14 protein-coding genes are annotated in these 16,223 nt (G+C 63.1%); 8 read left to right on the top strand and 6 right to left on the bottom strand.

Annotated features, from left to right (window positions below; genetic code table 11):
- Positions 1–81 precede the first annotated feature (81 nt).
- The 3 genes from C6W88_RS14075 to C6W88_RS14065 all read left to right on the top strand — a co-directional run bounded on the left by C6W88_RS14075 (position 82) and on the right by C6W88_RS14065 (position 4,001).
- Positions 82–1,449, top strand: a complete 1,368-nt coding sequence (locus C6W88_RS14075) for a glutamine synthetase family protein (protein WP_045995153.1) — start codon at positions 82–84, stop codon at positions 1,447–1,449.
- 294 nt (positions 1,450–1,743) lie between these two features.
- Complete coding sequence (locus C6W88_RS14070) at positions 1,744–3,066, top strand: NAD(P)/FAD-dependent oxidoreductase (RefSeq protein ID WP_108132907.1); 1,323 nt, start codon at positions 1,744–1,746, stop codon at positions 3,064–3,066.
- 374 nt (positions 3,067–3,440) lie between these two features.
- Positions 3,441–4,001 (top strand): glycine zipper 2TM domain-containing protein, encoded by a 561-nt coding sequence (locus C6W88_RS14065; protein ID WP_045995242.1) that lies wholly within the window; start codon positions 3,441–3,443, stop codon positions 3,999–4,001.
- Positions 4,002–4,190: 189 nt separating this feature from the next.
- Here the strand turns inward: C6W88_RS14065 and C6W88_RS14060 are convergent, their stop codons facing one another.
- Positions 4,191–4,664 (bottom strand): phosphate-starvation-inducible protein PsiE, encoded by a 474-nt coding sequence (locus C6W88_RS14060; RefSeq protein WP_197037120.1) that lies wholly within the window; start codon positions 4,662–4,664, stop codon positions 4,191–4,193.
- Positions 4,665–4,831: 167 nt separating this feature from the next.
- On the opposite strand from C6W88_RS14060, the gene nhaB reads away from it, so the two are divergent.
- Positions 4,832–6,373 (top strand): sodium/proton antiporter NhaB, encoded by a 1,542-nt coding sequence (gene nhaB / locus C6W88_RS14055; RefSeq protein ID WP_108132906.1) that lies wholly within the window; start codon positions 4,832–4,834, stop codon positions 6,371–6,373.
- 29 nt (positions 6,374–6,402) lie between these two features.
- Here the strand turns inward: nhaB and C6W88_RS14050 are convergent, their stop codons facing one another.
- The 4 genes from C6W88_RS14050 to C6W88_RS14035 form a co-directional block, all read right to left on the bottom strand.
- A complete protein-coding gene (locus C6W88_RS14050) occupies positions 6,403–6,690 on the bottom strand; it encodes a putative quinol monooxygenase (RefSeq protein ID WP_162816462.1) in 288 nt (95 codons plus the stop codon).
- Between the two features lie 112 nt (positions 6,691–6,802).
- Positions 6,803–8,365, bottom strand: coding sequence for a tripartite tricarboxylate transporter permease (locus C6W88_RS14045; RefSeq protein ID WP_108132904.1), 1,563 nt, complete (start codon positions 8,363–8,365; stop codon positions 6,803–6,805).
- A 12-nt stretch (positions 8,366–8,377) separates the two neighbouring features.
- Positions 8,378–9,181, bottom strand: coding sequence for a tripartite tricarboxylate transporter TctB family protein (locus C6W88_RS14040; RefSeq protein ID WP_108132903.1), 804 nt, complete (start codon positions 9,179–9,181; stop codon positions 8,378–8,380).
- A 110-nt stretch (positions 9,182–9,291) separates the two neighbouring features.
- Positions 9,292–10,293 carry a tripartite tricarboxylate transporter substrate binding protein gene (locus tag C6W88_RS14035; protein ID WP_108132902.1) on the bottom strand — a complete coding sequence of 334 codons (1,002 nt, stop codon included), beginning with the start codon at positions 10,291–10,293 and terminating at the stop codon, positions 9,292–9,294.
- 216 nt (positions 10,294–10,509) lie between these two features.
- Between C6W88_RS14035 and C6W88_RS14030 the strand changes: the two genes are divergently transcribed.
- From C6W88_RS14030 to C6W88_RS14015, 4 genes are read left to right on the top strand one after another with little or no spacing between them, the layout of a single operon-like run.
- Positions 10,510–11,526 (top strand): SMP-30/gluconolactonase/LRE family protein, encoded by a 1,017-nt coding sequence (locus tag C6W88_RS14030; RefSeq protein WP_108132901.1) that lies wholly within the window; start codon positions 10,510–10,512, stop codon positions 11,524–11,526.
- A gap of 40 nt (positions 11,527–11,566) precedes the next feature.
- Positions 11,567–12,673, top strand: a complete 1,107-nt coding sequence (locus C6W88_RS14025; protein ID WP_108132900.1) for an isocitrate/isopropylmalate dehydrogenase family protein — start codon at positions 11,567–11,569, stop codon at positions 12,671–12,673.
- 59 nt (positions 12,674–12,732) lie between these two features.
- Positions 12,733–13,779 carry a Gfo/Idh/MocA family protein gene (locus C6W88_RS14020; protein ID WP_108132899.1) on the top strand — a complete coding sequence of 349 codons (1,047 nt, stop codon included), beginning with the start codon at positions 12,733–12,735 and terminating at the stop codon, positions 13,777–13,779.
- Between the two features lie 12 nt (positions 13,780–13,791).
- Positions 13,792–14,514, top strand: coding sequence for a GntR family transcriptional regulator (locus C6W88_RS14015; RefSeq protein WP_108132898.1), 723 nt, complete (start codon positions 13,792–13,794; stop codon positions 14,512–14,514).
- Between the two features lie 49 nt (positions 14,515–14,563).
- Here the strand turns inward: C6W88_RS14015 and C6W88_RS14010 are convergent, their stop codons facing one another.
- Entirely contained in the window at positions 14,564–16,057 is a 1,494-nt protein-coding gene (locus tag C6W88_RS14010) for a Na+/H+ antiporter NhaC family protein (RefSeq protein ID WP_108132897.1), read from the bottom strand.
- Positions 16,058–16,223 lie beyond the last annotated feature (166 nt).

Below are 16,223 nucleotides of genomic sequence, written 5' to 3'. Positions count from 1 at the left end.
CGGGCCGCCCTGCAAGGAAAGAGCCCCGGCGACGTCGGGGCTCGGCCACCGAGTGAGACACTCACGTAACGGAACACTCTCATGAGTAACCGCCAGGAAAGCCCAGCGCTCAGCGACTGGTTCAAGCAGTACGGCATCACCGAGGTCGAGTGCCTGGTCACCGACCTTACCGGCATCCTCAAGGGCAAGATCATGCCCGCGGGCAAGTACCTCAACGGCGGACGACCGCGCCTGCCGGACTCCATCTTTATCCAGACCGTCACCGGGGGCTATCCCGACGATGACGACATCCGCTTCTGGAATCCTGCCGAGCGGGACATGGAGCTGGTGCCTGACCCCAACGCCGTCTTCCTGGTGCCCTGGGCCGACGACCCCACCGCCCAGATCATCCACGACTGCCACTATCTGAGCGGCGAGCCGGTGGAGCTGGCGCCGCGCTATGTGCTCAAGCGGGTGCTGGAGCTGTACCAGGCACGTGGCTGGGTTCCGGTGGTGGCACCGGAGGTGGAGTTCTTCCTGGTCAAGACCAACACCGACTCCGACTACCCGCTGGAGCCGCCGGTGGGGCGCACTGGTCGCCAGGAAAGCAGTCGCCAGAGTTTCTCCATCGATGCGGTCAACGAGTTCGATCCGCTGTTCGAGGAGATGTACGACTACTGCGAGGCGATGAATCTGGATCTGGATACCCTGATCCACGAAGAGGGCGCCGGGCAGATGGAGGTCAACTTCCAGCACGGTGATCCGCTGGCGCTGGCCGACCAGGTGGTGCTGTTCAAGCGGGTGCTGCGCGAGACCGCGTTGCGCCACGGCATGTACGGCACCTTCATGGCCAAACCCATGGCCAACGAGCCGGGCAGCTCGATGCACATTCACCAGAGCCTGATCGACCCGGCCAGCGGACGAAATCTGTTTGCCGGCGAGGATGGCCAGCCCAGCCGTCTGTTCCACCACTTCATCGGCGGCCTGCAGCGCTACCTGCCCTCGGCGATGCCGCTGCTGGCCCCCAACGTCAACTCCTACCGGCGGCTGCTGCGTACCGAGACCTCGGGCTCGGCGCCGATCAACGTCGAGTGGGGCATGGACAACCGTACCGTGGGCCTGCGCGTGCCGGTCTCCGGGCCCGAGGCCACCCGGGTCGAGAACCGACTGGCCGGTGCCGACGCCAATCCCTACCTGGTCATGGCGGCGTCACTCGCCTGTGGCTACCTCGGCATGCTCGGCCAGGTGGAGCCCCGCCCGCCCATGGTCGGCTCGGCCTGGTCCGGCGGCAACAAGCTGCCCGACGATATCGGACCGGCGCTGGACCTGCTGCACGAGTGTGACGCCCTGGCGGGTATCCTCGGCGAGCGCTTTACCAACAGCTACCTGGCGGTAAAGCGGGCCGAGCACCGTGAGTACTTTCAGGTGATTTCGTCCTGGGAGCGTGAGCACCTGCTGTTGCGGGTGTGAGCCGCCGCTTTGGAGGACGTCCCGGGGTGGCGCAAGCCTGAGAAGGTGGCGCGAAGCTCAGAGAGTGGCGTAGGCCTGAGAAGGTGGCGCGATCCCGAGACGGTGGCGCAAGCCCGAGACGGTGGCATGATGCACCATCAGCGAGCCAGGCCAGGTGCCTGGCTCGCTGCGTTGTGGGGCTATGGCGTCGGTGCGTGGTGGTGATTATTCCATGTCTTTATCTTGAAGATGTCTCCTTTCGCCGCGTAGAATGCGATCTAGTGTTGAATAAAATAACCACTTTGGGAGTCCGTCATGTCCAGCCGTTCCACCGCTACCGATCCCCGTGGAGGGGCCACCGAGGTCCAGCATGCCGCGTCCTGGTATGCCGCCTCGGCCAATGCCTCACCCCAGCGCCCGGCCCTCGAGGGAGAGGTAAGCTGTGATGTCTGCGTGGTCGGGGCCGGCTTCACCGGCATCTCCGCCGCGCTCCATCTGGCGGAGCAGGGGCTCAAGGTGGTGGTACTGGAGGCGGCCAGGGTCGGTTACGGCGCCTCGGGCCGCAACGGCGGTCAGATCGTCAACAGCTACAGCCGCGACATGGACGTGATCGAGGACAAGTACGGCGCCGACACCGCGCGTGCCCTCGGCGACATGGCCTTCGAGGGCAATCGCATCATCCGTGAGCGCATCGCCCGCTACGACATCCAGTGCGACCTGCGTGAAGGCAACCTGTTCGCCGCCTGCAACGAGCGCCAGCTCAAGGGGCTGCGCGAGCATCAGGCGCTGTGGCAGCGCTACGGCCACGACGGGCTGGAGCTGTTGGAAGGCGACGCCTGTCGCCGCGAGGTGGGCAGCGATCGCTACACCGGCGCCCTGGTGGACCACTCCGGCGGTCACCTGCATCCGCTCAACCTGGTGCTGGGCCAGGCGGCGGCGCTGGAATCCCTGGGCGGTGTGATCTTCGAGCAGAGCCCGGTGGAGTCGCTGGTACACGGCCAGCCGGTGGTACTGAAGAGCCGCAACGGCAGCGTTCGCGCCGAGCGTGTGGTGATGGCGGGTAACGCCTACATGAGCGGCGTGATGCCGGAGCTCGAGGCCAAGTCGATGCCCTGCGGTACCCAGATCATCACCACCGAGCCGCTCGGCGAGGATCTGGCCCGGGAGCTTCTGCCCAACAACATGGCGGTGGAAGACTGCAACTATCTGCTCGACTATTTCCGCCTGACCCGCGACAACCGCCTGATCTACGGCGGGGGAGTCAACTACGGCGGCGAGGACCCCCAGGACATCGAGGCGGTCATTCGTCCCAAGATGGAAAAGACCTTCCCGATGCTCAAGACGGTCAAGGTGGACTACGCCTGGAGCGGGACCTTCCTGATGACCCTCAACCGACTGCCCCAGTTCGGGGTGATCAATGACAACGTCTACTACGCCCAGGGCTACTCCGGCCACGGCGTGACCTGCACCCACCTGGCCGGTCGCCTGATCAGCGAGGTGATGACAGGCCGTGACGAGCGCTTCGATGCCTTCGCCGGCCTGCCGCACCTGCCGTTCCCTGGCGGCCGCATGCTCAGGGTGCCGCTGTCCGCCATCGGCGCCTGGTACTACCAGACCCGGGACAAGCTGGGTATCTAGCCGCTGGTCGGTGTCACAGACAAGTGCGGGCAAGCCAATGGCAGCGGGATGCTTCGTGGCCCGCGCTCCCGGCTTGTGAGCCCCATTGTCGCGTCTCGCCCAACGCCTCGCTGCCTCCGGCAGCGAGGCGTTGTGATGTGTGGGCAGGGGTGTGCCAATGGCATAAGAGGCGAGGGCAGCAGCGCCCATCGTCGCCGATTGGGGGCACCTTTGTCGGTGAGTTGCGACAGCCTCACAAACAACTTGCAAGTGGCTCCATGGTTCTTCGAACGCTGTTCGATAACGGCTAGGATAGTGTCATCACATCGCCAAGACATCTGCCGTGGCGCCTCTCGCACGCTAAGCGAGCGCCCTGGCGGAGCAAGGAGAACAGCATGAGCAAGTCGATCATCGTCGGTTCCACCCTCGCGGTCTTTGGCCTTGGTGGCCTGGCATTTGGCGCCTGGCAGGTGCAGCAGGCGCCCCAGGGGCCGCAGTTCGCCGATATTACCGCCGTCACGCCGGTCACCGAGACCGTCTCCACGCCGCGAGAGGTCTGCGAGAACGTTCAGGTGACACGCCAGGCGCCGACCCGGGACCCGCACAGTATTCTGGGCAGCGCTGCCGGTGCGGTGGTCGGTGGCCTGGTGGGCAACCAGATTGGCGGTGGCAGCGGCCGCAAGATCGCCACCGTGGCCGGTGCCATCGGCGGTGGCTTCGCCGGACGCGAAGTGCAGCGTCGGGTCGAGGCCGGCCAGACCTATACCACCACCGAACAGCGGTGCCACACCGTCAACGACACCCGTGAAAAGACCCTGGGCTACGACGTGGCCTGGGAGTATGACGGCGTGCGTCAGGTGGCGCGTCTGGAGCAGGCCCCCGACGGCGAGCGTGTGCTGATCGAGCAGGGTCAGCCCCAGTGGGACGTGGTCCGGGGTGCCCCCGACAAGTCCTGATAGAGTCCTGATAGAGTCCTGACGGGAACCTGGTTCCGGTCTTCAGCCTTCGCGTAAACACCCAGCCCCCGCCAACCGGTATCTTTCGATGCTGGCTGGCGGGGGCTGTTGTCGTCGCTGTAGTTGTGAACCTGAACGTGAACGTGGGCGTGAACGTGGGCGAGGGCAGGGGCGCTGGTCCCGGGCGCCCTACAGATCGCTGTTGGTCTTGTTGACCACCTTGCCGAGGGCGTCGATGGGCTTGCTGGAGGGGTACTTGTAGGAGGCGAAGCGCACCGCCAGCACGGACAGGGCCAGCAGGAAGATGCCGCCGCACAGGTACAAGAGACCGGCGTCGGGCTTGGGGTGGTGGGAAATGTCACCGATCAGGTAGCGGGTCAGGGCGGTGATGGCGACGTACAACAGGAAGCGAATCGGCAGGTGATTGGTCTTGAAGTAGATGCCCACCATGGCGCCCAGCTCAAGATAGATGAACAGCAGCAGGATGTCGTCGACGCTGGCGTGGCCACTGGTCAGCATGTCGAGGAAGGCGACCACCGAGGCCCAGGCGATCATCCCGCCGATGACGAAGAGTCCCAGGTAGTGAAAGCCTTCCACGAGCAGGTTGCCGATGGTATCGGCGTGATGGTGCATCTTGTCACGGCTGGTGCGAGCCCATTTCACAGGCGATTCCTCATCGGTGTGGTGGCGTCTTTCACGCTAGCCCGGTGTGGTAGGCGTGACAAGCCGATACTCCGTTGGTTCAGGGCGGTTTGTTGACGCAGTCACGCGGATTGCGCCGCTTTTCACCGGCATACTGAAACGCCGCCGTATCGACAAGGAGCCGGTCGATGGTGACGACACTGCCCCATGCCTTCTTTCGCAACTTTATCGGTCCCTCGCCGGACTGGTACAAGACCGCCATCCTGGTCTGCCTTGTGATCAATCCGCTGGTCTACGCCTGGTCTGGGGGATTCGTCGCGGGATGGCTGTTGCTGGTCGAGTTCATCTTCACCCTGACCATGGCGCTGAAGTGCTATCCGTTGCAGCCTGGTGGGCTGCTGGCACTGGAAGCGGTGGCCATCGGCATGACCGGCCCCGACAGTGTGATGCACGAGGTGGCGCTCAACCTGGATGTCCTGCTGTTGCTGGTGTTCATGGTGGCGGGCATCACCTTCATGAAGCAGCTGTTGCTCAAGGCGTTCACACGCCTGCTGATCGGCGTCACGTCCAAGCGCCTGCTGTCGCTGTGTTTCTGCGTGACGACGGCAGCGCTCTCCGCCTTTCTGGACGCCTTGACGGTGATCGCGGTGGTGATCAGCGTGACGGTGGGTTTCTACGCCATCTATCATCGGGTGGCGTCGATGAAGGGGCAGCACGACGATCATGACCACAGCGATGATAGCGGGCTCCCCGAGGTCAGCCACCAGGACCTGATCGACTATCGTCGCTTTCTGCGCTCGCTGCTGCTCCACGCCGCCATGGGGACCGCCCTCGGCGGTGTCACGACCATGGTCGGTGAGCCCCAGAACCTGATCATCGCCGAGCAGGCTGGCTGGGGCTTTGGCGAATTTGTGCTGCGTATGGCGCCTGTCACTCTGCCGGTGCTGGTGGCAGGCCTTGCCACCTGCCTGCTGGTGGAAAGCCTGCGCTGCTTCGGTTACGGCCAGCGTCTACCGGCCAAGGTACGCGCCATCCTGGTCGAGCACGACCGCCAGGAGCGGGCAGGCCAGTCGCTGATCGAGGTGGCCAGGTTATGGGTGCAAGCGGCGGTGCTGGTCTGGCTGGTGGTGGCGCTGGCTCGCCACGAGGCGTCGGTGGGGCTGATCGGGCTTGCCGTCATTGTGTTGGCAAGCGCCTTTCTCGGTGTCACCGAGGAGCACGCCCTTGGCAAGGCCTTCGAGGAAGCCTTGCCCTTCACCGCCCTGCTGGTGGTGTTCTTCGCGGTGGTGGCGGTGATCATCGAGCAGGATCTGTTTGCACCGGTGATCGAGCTGGTGCTGTCACGCCAAGGCAGTGAGCAGCTGGGCCTGGTGTACGTGACCAATGGTCTGCTGTCGATGGTCTCGGACAACGTCTTCGTCGGCACCGTCTACATCAGCGAAATCCACTCGGCCTTAAGCGCTGCGCGCATCGGCGCCGAGCAGTTCGACCTGCTGGCCGTGGCGGTGGCCTGCGGCACCAACCTGCCGTCGGTGGCGATGCCCAATGGCCAGGCTGCCTTCCTGTTTCTGCTGACCTCGGCGGTGGCACCGCTGATTCGCCTTTCCTACGGCCGCATGGTGTGGATGGCCGCACCCTATACCCTCGCACTCAGCCTGGTGGGGTTTGTGTGCGTACGCTACGTGCTGGTGCCTGCCAATCAGGCGATGCAGGCCATGGGGTGGCTGTAGGGTTGGTGTGCTCGCAGATCCAGGTTGCGTCAAGCCTGGCGCAGGTCTCCTTGAAGGACCTTCTTCTCCGCCACCAGCGGTGCGCTCTTCTGATCGAAGGCATGAAAGTGGTCGGTGTCCAGATGCCATCTGAAGGCGTCTTGGTCCCGGTAGAGCTCGTAGAGGACGAAGGTGTTCTCGTTCCGTAGTCGAACCACATCGAAGCGCTGGCAGTGACGTTCCTTTTCCAGGCTATCCGAGGCTTGGCGCAGCAGTAGTGCCTCGAGGCGATCGGCACACCCTTGCTGCGGGGTAAAACTGACGATGACGGCGTGCACGGTGAATGTCTCCTGTCTGGGGTGAATGAGAGCGGTGACTGATGAGAGCGGGGCGGATGAGCGTTGGTGTCGGCAGCTCGGTGCCGACACCCGTCTCCTTGTCGATGTGACGCTACTGATGGTCGTCGGCGCCATGCGCTGGCTTGCCTGCTAGCGCACGCCCTCTGAATTTTTTCCAAAGGCGGCTGCGATAGCGCTTCCAGGCCGGGATCTGAGACGCGATGGTCAGCACGATCACGGCGATCAGCAGTAGTGACACCGGTCGTTCGAAGAACCCCATCAGGCTGCCCTCGGACACCATCAGGGCGCGGCGCAGGTTTTCGTCCGCCATCGGGCCCAGAATGACGCCGATGACCAGAGGCGAAATCGGATAGTCCATCTCTCCCAGGACGTAGGCGGCGATGCCGATCGGCACCATCAGGTAAAGATTCAGCAGGCTGAGGCCCAGCGCGTAGGACCCGATGACCGACAGCACCGCGACAATCGGCAGAAAGATTGACGAGGGTACCCGCAGCACCTTGATGACGTGCTTGGCCAGAAACATGCCGTTGATCCACATGGCCAGGGAGGCGAGGGCGATGATGGCGGTAAGCTCGACCAGGAAGTTGGGCTGGGTGATGGCGATCATCGGACCCGGGTTCAGGCCGTGCAGCATCAACGCGCCAAGCAGCATCACCGCCGGCGGGCTACCTGGAATGCCTAGGGTCGTCAGAGGAATGAGCGCACCACCAATACAGGCATTGTTGGCCGTTTCCGACGAGACCAGGCCGGCAGGTTCGCCCTTGCCGAAGCGTTCAGGGTGGGCAGAGGAGTTCTGGGCGGTGCCGTAGGACACCCAGCCGGCGATATCCTCGCCGACGCCGGGGACGGCACCGATACCCACGCCGATGAACGCCGAACGGATGACGTGGCGCAGATTGCGGAAGACCGCACGGAATTCGGGTAGGACGCGCTTGACGGGCTGAGGACTGCCGAGGGCTACCCTGTCGCGCAGGGTACGAATGATCTGCGGGATGGCAAAGGCGCCAATCAACACCGGAACGACCTCGATGCCACCGTCCAGCTCCGGCAGGCCGAAGGTGAACCTGGGGAAGAACTGAAGCTGGTCGCGACCGATCGTCGATAGCGCAAGGCCCAGCAGTCCGGCGATCCATCCCTTGTAGACCAGGTCCTTGCTCGTCAGGGTGCCGCTGATGATGATGCCGAAGAGCGCCAGAAGAAAGAATTCATAGGACGTGAACTGCAGCGCAGCCTCGGAGATCAGCGGTGCCAGGGCGATCAGCGCGACCATGCCGATCAGGGTGCCGATAAAGGACGCGGTGGTGGTCATGCCGAGCGCCTTGCCGCCTTCCCCCCGTTGGGCCATGGGGTAGCCGTCCATGGCGGTTGCGGCGCCTGCTGCGGTGCCGGGGATATTGATGAGAATGGCCGGGTAGGACCCACCGTACACCGCCCCCACGTACATGGCGATCAGCGAGATCAGTGCGGTCTGAAGGTCCATCGAATAGGTCAGCGTGGTCAGCAGGGCGACCCCGAGCGTCGCGGTCAGGCCGGGAAGCGCCCCGAAGATGATACCCAGGAAGCTCGACCCCAGCAGTAGCGCCACCATGGCGGGGTTGGTAAGGATCTGCCAGATGGCATGCGCGAATACCGAAAGCTGCGCGATAAAGTCCATGCGAGTGTCTCCTTAACCTTGGGCCGTCAGGCGGCTGACGAGGGCTTGCATGGTGTCTATCACCAGACCTTCCACCGGGAGTGGTACCAGCAGGAAGAAACGGAAGATCGGTACCAGCACCAGGGGAACGGCAATGCTGACCAGCACGACGGTGCGCAGTTTCCTGCATTCGCTAGGCGAATGGCGCAGCAACCACCAGGCGATGGTGGCGACTGTCAGAAGCGTGGCGATAGCTACCAGATCCAGGGCGTACTGCTGAGATGTGGGCCGATGGCTCAGTAGTGTGATGAGCACGCAAGCGATGACGGCGCCGACCAGTGTCAGGGGAATGAGAGCCACCTTTTCGATATAGAAAGGTGTGATGAAGAGAAAGAGGAAGAGGGCGCTGGCCAGTGCAAAATCGACGCTGGGGACGAACGAGTAAACGTACAGACCGATAAAGGCCATGATCACGGCCACACGACAGGATGCAGAAGCTGGAAACGACGCCTTCGATCGGCCCTTCGAGGCGCTCTCTCTACGTCTGGCGCCGCCATCGAGGATGGCGCGTCGCAGCAACAGCAGCGACACCAACCCCAGGGTAACGGCGATCGACAGAGGGAACAGCGCGGGGGAAACGTACCAGGCGTTGGTGACACCGCCGTAGCTGTCGGTCATGGGGAAGGTGAGGGATTTTGCGAGCATGGCGAATGCCAGCAGCAGCAGTGCCAGGCTCGTGAAGAAATCGCGGCGTCGCCGCTGGATGAGTTCGTCGTTCCCCGAGAAAGCGGCGCCTGCCTGATTCTCGGGTTCAGGGAGCTGTTTGCTGTCAACCATGATGTGTCCAGTGAACCTGATGTTCTACGAGGTATTGACGTGGCCCGGAAAATGCCCGGAGGCAACGATTGCCTCCGGGCCTTCGGTTATCGGGAACGAAGAAGTCGCGATCAGGGCCTTGGAATATTCAATTCCTCCGGATTGATGGAAGCAGACTCCAGGTCATACAGCGTCCATGAGAAGAGGGACTCGAGCCGAGAGAATTCCTCCGAAGCTTCTTCTCCCGTCTTGCCGGACAACTGGAAGTAGTTGTCCTCTGCCCACTGTTTTACCGCGTCGGTTTCCAGTGCCTGCTCGAACGCCTGTTCAAGGGTCTCCTTGACCTCCTCCGGGGCATCGTCGCGGACGGCAAAACCGATGGTCTGTCGAATAGGCAGATATTCCTTCAACTGCGGATAGCTGTCGAAGGCAGAGGGGATTTCACCGGTTCCCTCGATGTCGACCGGGCTATCGGTCAACACCGCCAGGGGCCGAAGTCGATTGGCCGCAATCAGTTGCTGCTGCTCGGCAAGAGAGGTGATGACCACGCTGACTTCACCCGTGATGGCGGCGTTCTGGCCCGGCGCGGAACCCGGGTAGGGAATGAAGTTGAGGTCTGCCCCCGTGCCTTTCTCGAAGGCGAGCAGATTGAGGTGATGAACGGAGCCCGAGCCCCCCGCGGCTGCCTTGATGGTGACGTCGCCGCTGGAGGCCGCCTCCACCAGTTCTTCCAGGCTGGTATAGGACGAATTGCTGCCCACGGAGATCAGATCCGGCGATCCCCCGATGATGAAGGGGTACCAGCTGTCGAAGGTATTTTCCCAGCCGCCCTGGACCGCCGCGGCGACATTCGATTCGGACAGACCTGCCAACGTATAGCCGTCGGCAGGCTGGTTGCTGACATGGCTCATGCCGATGGAGCCGGCGACACCGCCCGGTTTGTTGACCACGTTGATGCGCCTGGGAAGGAAGGCATTCATTTCTGCGCTGACGACCCGGTTTGCGACATCGGTGCCGCCGCCGGCCGACCACACGACCACATTGGTGATGTCGCGTTCGGGGTAGTCCGCGGCGGCTGCTTGAAAGGAGAGACCCATGAGCAGGGCGATTGCTGGCGTGACATGACGTTTCATTTGGCTTCCTCGTCGCTTGTTGTTGTGCCGGTCGCCCGGGTGGCTGACGCGGTCTGGTCTTGACCGGCTTTGTGCATGTGTTAATGTATACGTTAACGAGTTGGTCGTCAAACGCTGGTGAAAGGGCCACGGAAACGGTCCCTCGGAACATCGAAATCCCGGAACAACAAGAAGACTGACCAACGCAAGAACTGAACAACGAGCCCCAGGAACAACATGATCGAACTCGAAGCGCTGAACTATAGCGGTGGCGACTTGAGTCGGCCCGAATGCGTGCTGACACATTCTAGTGGCCTGCTGATGACCGCAGACTGGACCGACAGCGGTGGCGTGGCGATCTTCCGTCATGCAGATCGCGCGCCGGCCCTTCGCATCCTGTCGAACCAGCAGGGCTTCCAGCTTCGTCCCAACGGTATTGCTCTGGAAGACGACGGCGGTGTGATCGCGACCCACCTGGGCGAAGACCAGGGGGGCGTCTTCCGGCTGCACGTCGACGGCGCCCTGGAGCCATTGGTGACCGAGATCGACGGTGTCGCCCTGCCTCCCACCAACTTCGTTCATCGAGACGGCGCCGGTCGCCTCTGGATTACCGTCAGTACCCGTCAGCAGCCCCGCGCCAAGGGGTACAGCGCGGCGGTGGCCGACGGTTTTATTGCTCTGGCCAACGCCGATGGCAGTGACGCCAGAATCGTCGCCGATGGCCTGGGTTACACCAACGAGTGTGCCCTGCACCCCGATGGCCGGTGGCTTTACGTCAATGAAACCTTTGCCCGCCGGCTGAGCCGTTTTTCCGTGGAGGAAAAGGGACGACTCGGCGAGCGCCAGACTGTCTGCGAGTTCGGCCCTGGCACCTTCCCCGATGGGGTGACCTTCGATGTCGAAGGCGGGGCCTGGATCACCAGTATCGTCAGCAATCGGGTCATCCGGGTCTCGCCGACCGGGGAGCAGAGTGTCGTGCTGGAAGACAGCGACAAGGCCTATCTCAAGCAAGTGGAGGAGGCGTTTGACGCCGGTCGGATGGGTCGCCCTCACCTGGATGGCGTCGTCAGTCGTCGACTCGGTCACGTATCGAGCCTGGCATTTGGCGGCAGCGACCTCGATCGGGCTTACCTTGGCTGCCTGCTGGGGGACCGCCTTGCCTCGTTTCAGGCGCCAGTGCGCGGCGTGGCGCCGATACATTGGCGTGCTCCCTTGACCCGATTGCGTTCGGCACTCGCCGGCGCCGATGCCTGACTTCTTCAAGTAACAACCAACAATAGCGAGAGGCTGTCAAATGACCAACAAGACCCACTTTTCCATCGCTGTCTTTCCCGGTGACGGCATTGGCCAGGAAATCATGAAGCCGTGCGTCACGCTGCTGGAGGCAGCCATGGCGCGGGTCGGGGGCGTATCGGCGAGCTTCGAGGAGCTGCCTGCCGGTGCCGCCCACTTCAGGGATACAGGGGAGTCGCTTCCCGAGGCCTCGTTGAAGCGTGCCGACGAAGCCGATGCGATCCTGCTGGGTGCCATGGGGCTGCCGGACGTTCGCTATCCGGATGGCACCGAGATCTCGCCACAGATCGACTTCCGCTTCCGTTTCGGCCTGTACGCCGGGGTCAGGCCGGTGCGCACCATCGCCGGGCTTCAGCCGATGCTCAATAACCCCAGCGCCCACGAACTCGACTTCGTGATCGTGCGGGAATCCACCGAGGGCCTGTTTGCGTCTCACGGCAGGGGCGAGATCAAGGGCGACGAGGAAGCGCGCGATACCCTGGTCATCACCCGGGATGTGAGTCAGCGACTGTTCGACTTCACCCTGGCGCTGGGCCAAAGCCGCCAGGCCCAGGGGGGGAAGGGCAGGGTGACCTGTGTCGACAAGGCCAATGTGTTCAAGTCCTTTGCCTTCTTCCGCAAGATCTTCGACGAGCGGGCCGAGGCGCATCCGCAGCTCGACTGCGACCACATGTACGTGGACGCGGCGGCGCTCAACATGGTCACCAGGCCCTGGGATCTCGACGTGATGGTCACCGAGAACATGTTCGGCGACATACTGTCCGACCTGGGCGCCGGTCTGATCGGTGGCATGGGTTACGCGCCTTCCGCAGACATCGGCGATGATCACGCGGTCTTTCAGCCATGCCATGGCAGTGCGCCGGATATCGCTGGCAAGGGCCTCGCCAATCCAACGGCCATGGTGCTGTCCGGTGTGATGATGCTGGAGTGGCTGGGAGAGAAGCACGACTGTGAGCCGGCGCTGAAGGCAGGCAAGTTGCTGCGAGGGGCCGTGGACGCTGCCTTTGCCACTGGCACCCTGGTGACCTGCGAGCTGGGCGGGGATGCCGGTACGACCGCGGTGTTCGAGGCGGTCATGGCCCAGCTGGTCGAGCTTCCGATCCAGTAGCTTTTGATGGTTGGGTGGTGCGCCGCTCACAATGGCAGGTCGCAGGAGGTAGGTTGTTGATGGAAAAGCTAAGGGTGGCGGCGGTTGGCGCCGGATACTTCAGCCAGTTTCAATATGACGCCTGGTCACGCATCCCCGAGGTTCAGGTGGTGGGCGTGTGTGATCAGGACACCTCTCGTGCTCGGGAGGTGGCCAAGCGTCATGGGGGCTGGGAGGTCTACTCGGATGTCCTGGCGATGCTGGAGGAAGCGCGCGCCGACGTGCTGGATATCATCACGCCGCCCTCTTCACACCTGGCCTTGATCCGCCTGGCGGCGGAGCGCGGGGTGAACGTGATCTGCCAGAAGCCGTTCTGCAAAAGCCTGGAGGAGGCGCGCCAAGCCGTCGCCCTGGCCGAGCAAGCCGGGATTGAACTGATCGTTCATGAAAACGTCCGGTTTCAGCCCTGGTACGAGGAGATTCAGCGGCAGATCGCCGCGGGCAGGCTGGGACAGATCTATCAGGCGACGTTCCGGCTGCGCCCTGGAGATGGACAGGGGCCGCAGGCCTATCTGGAGAGGCAGCCGTACTTTCAGAAGATGGAGCGGTTTCTGATCCACGAGACCGGGATACATTGGATCGACACTTTTCGCTATCTCTTCGGCGAGGTGTCCGCTGTCTATGCCGAACTGAGGCGCCTCAACCCTGCTATCTCCGGTGAGGATGCGGGGCATGTCATCATGGAGTGTGCCGGTGGGGTTCGCGCCGTTCTGGATGGCAACCGCCTGTCCGATCATTGCGCCGAAAACCGGCGGCTGACCATGGGCGAAATGACCATCGAAGGAAGCGAGGGTGTGCTGGTGCTGAGAGGCGATGGCACCCTGGGTTACAGAAGGCACGGGGAGAATCTGTGGCAGGATATCGACTATGAGTGGGTGGATCACGGTTTTGGCGGGGACTGCGTCTATCGGTTCAGCCGCCATGTGGTGGATGGCTTGATGGGGCGGTCGAGGTTGGCAAATACCGCGTCTGACTATCTCGCCAACATGAACATCGAAGAGGCTGTCTACACCTCTGCCAGAGAAGGCAGGCGGCTTTGTGTGTCCAGTGACGTCTGTGGAAGCTGAGGATTTGCAGCGATGAACTCAAGAGACACGTCTTCTCGACCCGTGCCGGCGAGCAGGGGCGAGGGGCCTCCGGGGGACAAGCTGTCGCTGCCGGAAAAGGCGTACTACGAGATAAAGCGTCGGATACTCGACAACGAGTTTTCCTCGGGATCCTTCCGCCTCGAGAAGGAGTTGGCGGAACTGCTCGACATGAGCCGGACGCCCGTGCGAGAGGCAATGATTCGGCTGGCCAATGAAGGGCTGGTGGAAATCAGGCCGCGCCACGGTATGCGAGTGTTGCCGGTATCGGCCGAGGATATGGTCGAGATATACGATGTGTTGACGGCGCTCGAGACCCAGGCGGTCGAGTTGCTGGCACGACGCGGATTGTCCGACCAGGAGCTCGGCCAGTTGATGGATGCGGTGGATGAGATGGACGACGCCCTGGCCGATGACGACCTGACCCGCTGGGCAGCGGCGGACGAGCGATTCCATCTGCTGCTGGTGGAGTTGTGCGGCAATCGCCGCATCGCCACCATCGTCAACACCTATTGGGATCAGTCCCACCGTGTGCGCATGTTGACCCTGGGACTACGGCCACGGCCGACGTCATCGAACAACGACCATCGGGCCGTTGTCCAGGCCATTCAGAATGGTGACGTCATCGCCGCCAGGGACCATCACCGGGAGCACCGGGTAAATAGCGGCAGGATGCTGGTGGAGCTACTCGACAAGTACGGTCTTTCTTCGATCTAGGCGTGTGTCGCGATACGAAAACCGGGAGCGCATTGCGCTCCCGGTTTCGTTACACCAGCGCGTAGCCCAGCGCCACGAAGCCGAGGCTGGTGACGGTTGCCCCGATCAGGGTGTAGGGCAGCTGGGTCAGGGCGTGCTGCATCGGCAGGACGCCGCTGCCCTGGGATGACAGTACCGAGGAGTCCGAGAAGAAGCAGGCGTGGCTGCCGAAGCTCGAGGCCGACAGCAGGGCGCCCACCACCAGTGGCATCGACACCTCCATATGGGCGGCCATCGGGATCACGATGGGGATCGAGATCACGAACACGCCCCAGGACGATCCGGTGGCAAATACCACCACCGCCATGGAGATGAAGACGATGGCCGGCAGCAGCGCCGGGGTGATGTAGGGCGCCAGGGCGTCGATCATGAACTGGGTCATGCCGAGCTGGTCGTTGACCTCCTTGAGCACGAAGCCAACGGCGACGATGGCCAGCGGCAGCATCATGGTGCGAAAGCCGTCCATGATCGAGTCCATCAGGCTCGAGAAGGTGGACAGGCGCTGCACCAGGAACAGCACAATGGTGAACAGGGTGGCGGCGATGACGCCCTTGAGCAGGTCGATCTCGAAGTAGGCGCTGGCGCCGATCAGCACCGCCATCGGGGCGACGAAGTTGAACAGGCCAAGCCAGGGGTTGCCACGCGGGGTGTCGTCACCAAGCGGCTCATCCGGGGCGCCGTCGGGAATCGTCTGGCCGGCGCGGGCGCGGGCCTCGGCGGTCTTCATCGGGCCAAGGTCAGGCACGATGCTCATGGCCACCAGAAAGACCAGGCCCATGGCGACCCAGCCATACAGCATGTAGGGAATCGACTGGATGTACAGCCACATGCCGGGGCCATCGGTGGCGCCGTTGGTTTCCAGCAGCTCGGCAAAGTACACCGCCCAGGTCGAGATCGGCACCAGGACGCAGATCGGGGCGGCGGTGGAGTCGACGATATAGGCAAGCTTTTCCCGCGATACGCCGAAACGGTCGGTCAACCGCTTCATCGCCGCCGAGGTCGCCAGCGCATTGAGGTAGTCGTCGATGAAGATCAAGAGTCCCAGTACCGCAGTGCACAGCAGTGACTGACGGCGGGTCTTGACCAGGCGACTCATGAAGTGGCTGAAGCTCAGGGTGCAGCCGGACTTCTCGAGCATGGCGATAAAGCCACCCATCAGGCCGCATACCAGGATCAGCCAGGCGATGGTCTCGTTCATCATGACCGACAGCGAGACGTCGGCCAGGGCACCGATATAGTCGCTCGGCTCGATCAGGATAAGCCCGGACAGCGCGCCGATGGCCAGGGCCTCCAGGGTCCTGTGGGTGGCAATCGCCACCACCAGCACGATCAGCGAAGGCACCAGGCTGATCCAGCCGAAGGGGGTGCCGGCTTCGTGGTGGAAGGTCAGGCCGGCCACCAGGGCAATGAGTCCTGCGACCATGGCAAAGGTGCGACCCTTGCCCTTCTGGCTGGGCTTGCCGGGGGCGAAGGGATGGGTGGACGGTGCGTTGGTCTGGGTCATGGCGTCACCTCCAGTGCGAGGCCTGGATCGATGACAAGGGGCGTTGTGGTTGTCATGAGGGAGGTACCCGTGATTGCTGTGAGTTATATCGGGTTGTTGAGGTCTTGCGTTCGTGCCGGGCGAGCGCACAGGGCGTCCCTACCCGGTACGGGAGTCCGGGGCGATA

It is taken from the genome of Halomonas litopenaei (assembly GCF_003045775.1).
Classification (GTDB): Bacteria; Pseudomonadota; Gammaproteobacteria; order Pseudomonadales; family Halomonadaceae; genus Halomonas; species Halomonas litopenaei.
Note: the sequence above shows the minus strand (reverse complement) of the source record. Positions and strands in the feature narration are given on the sequence as shown.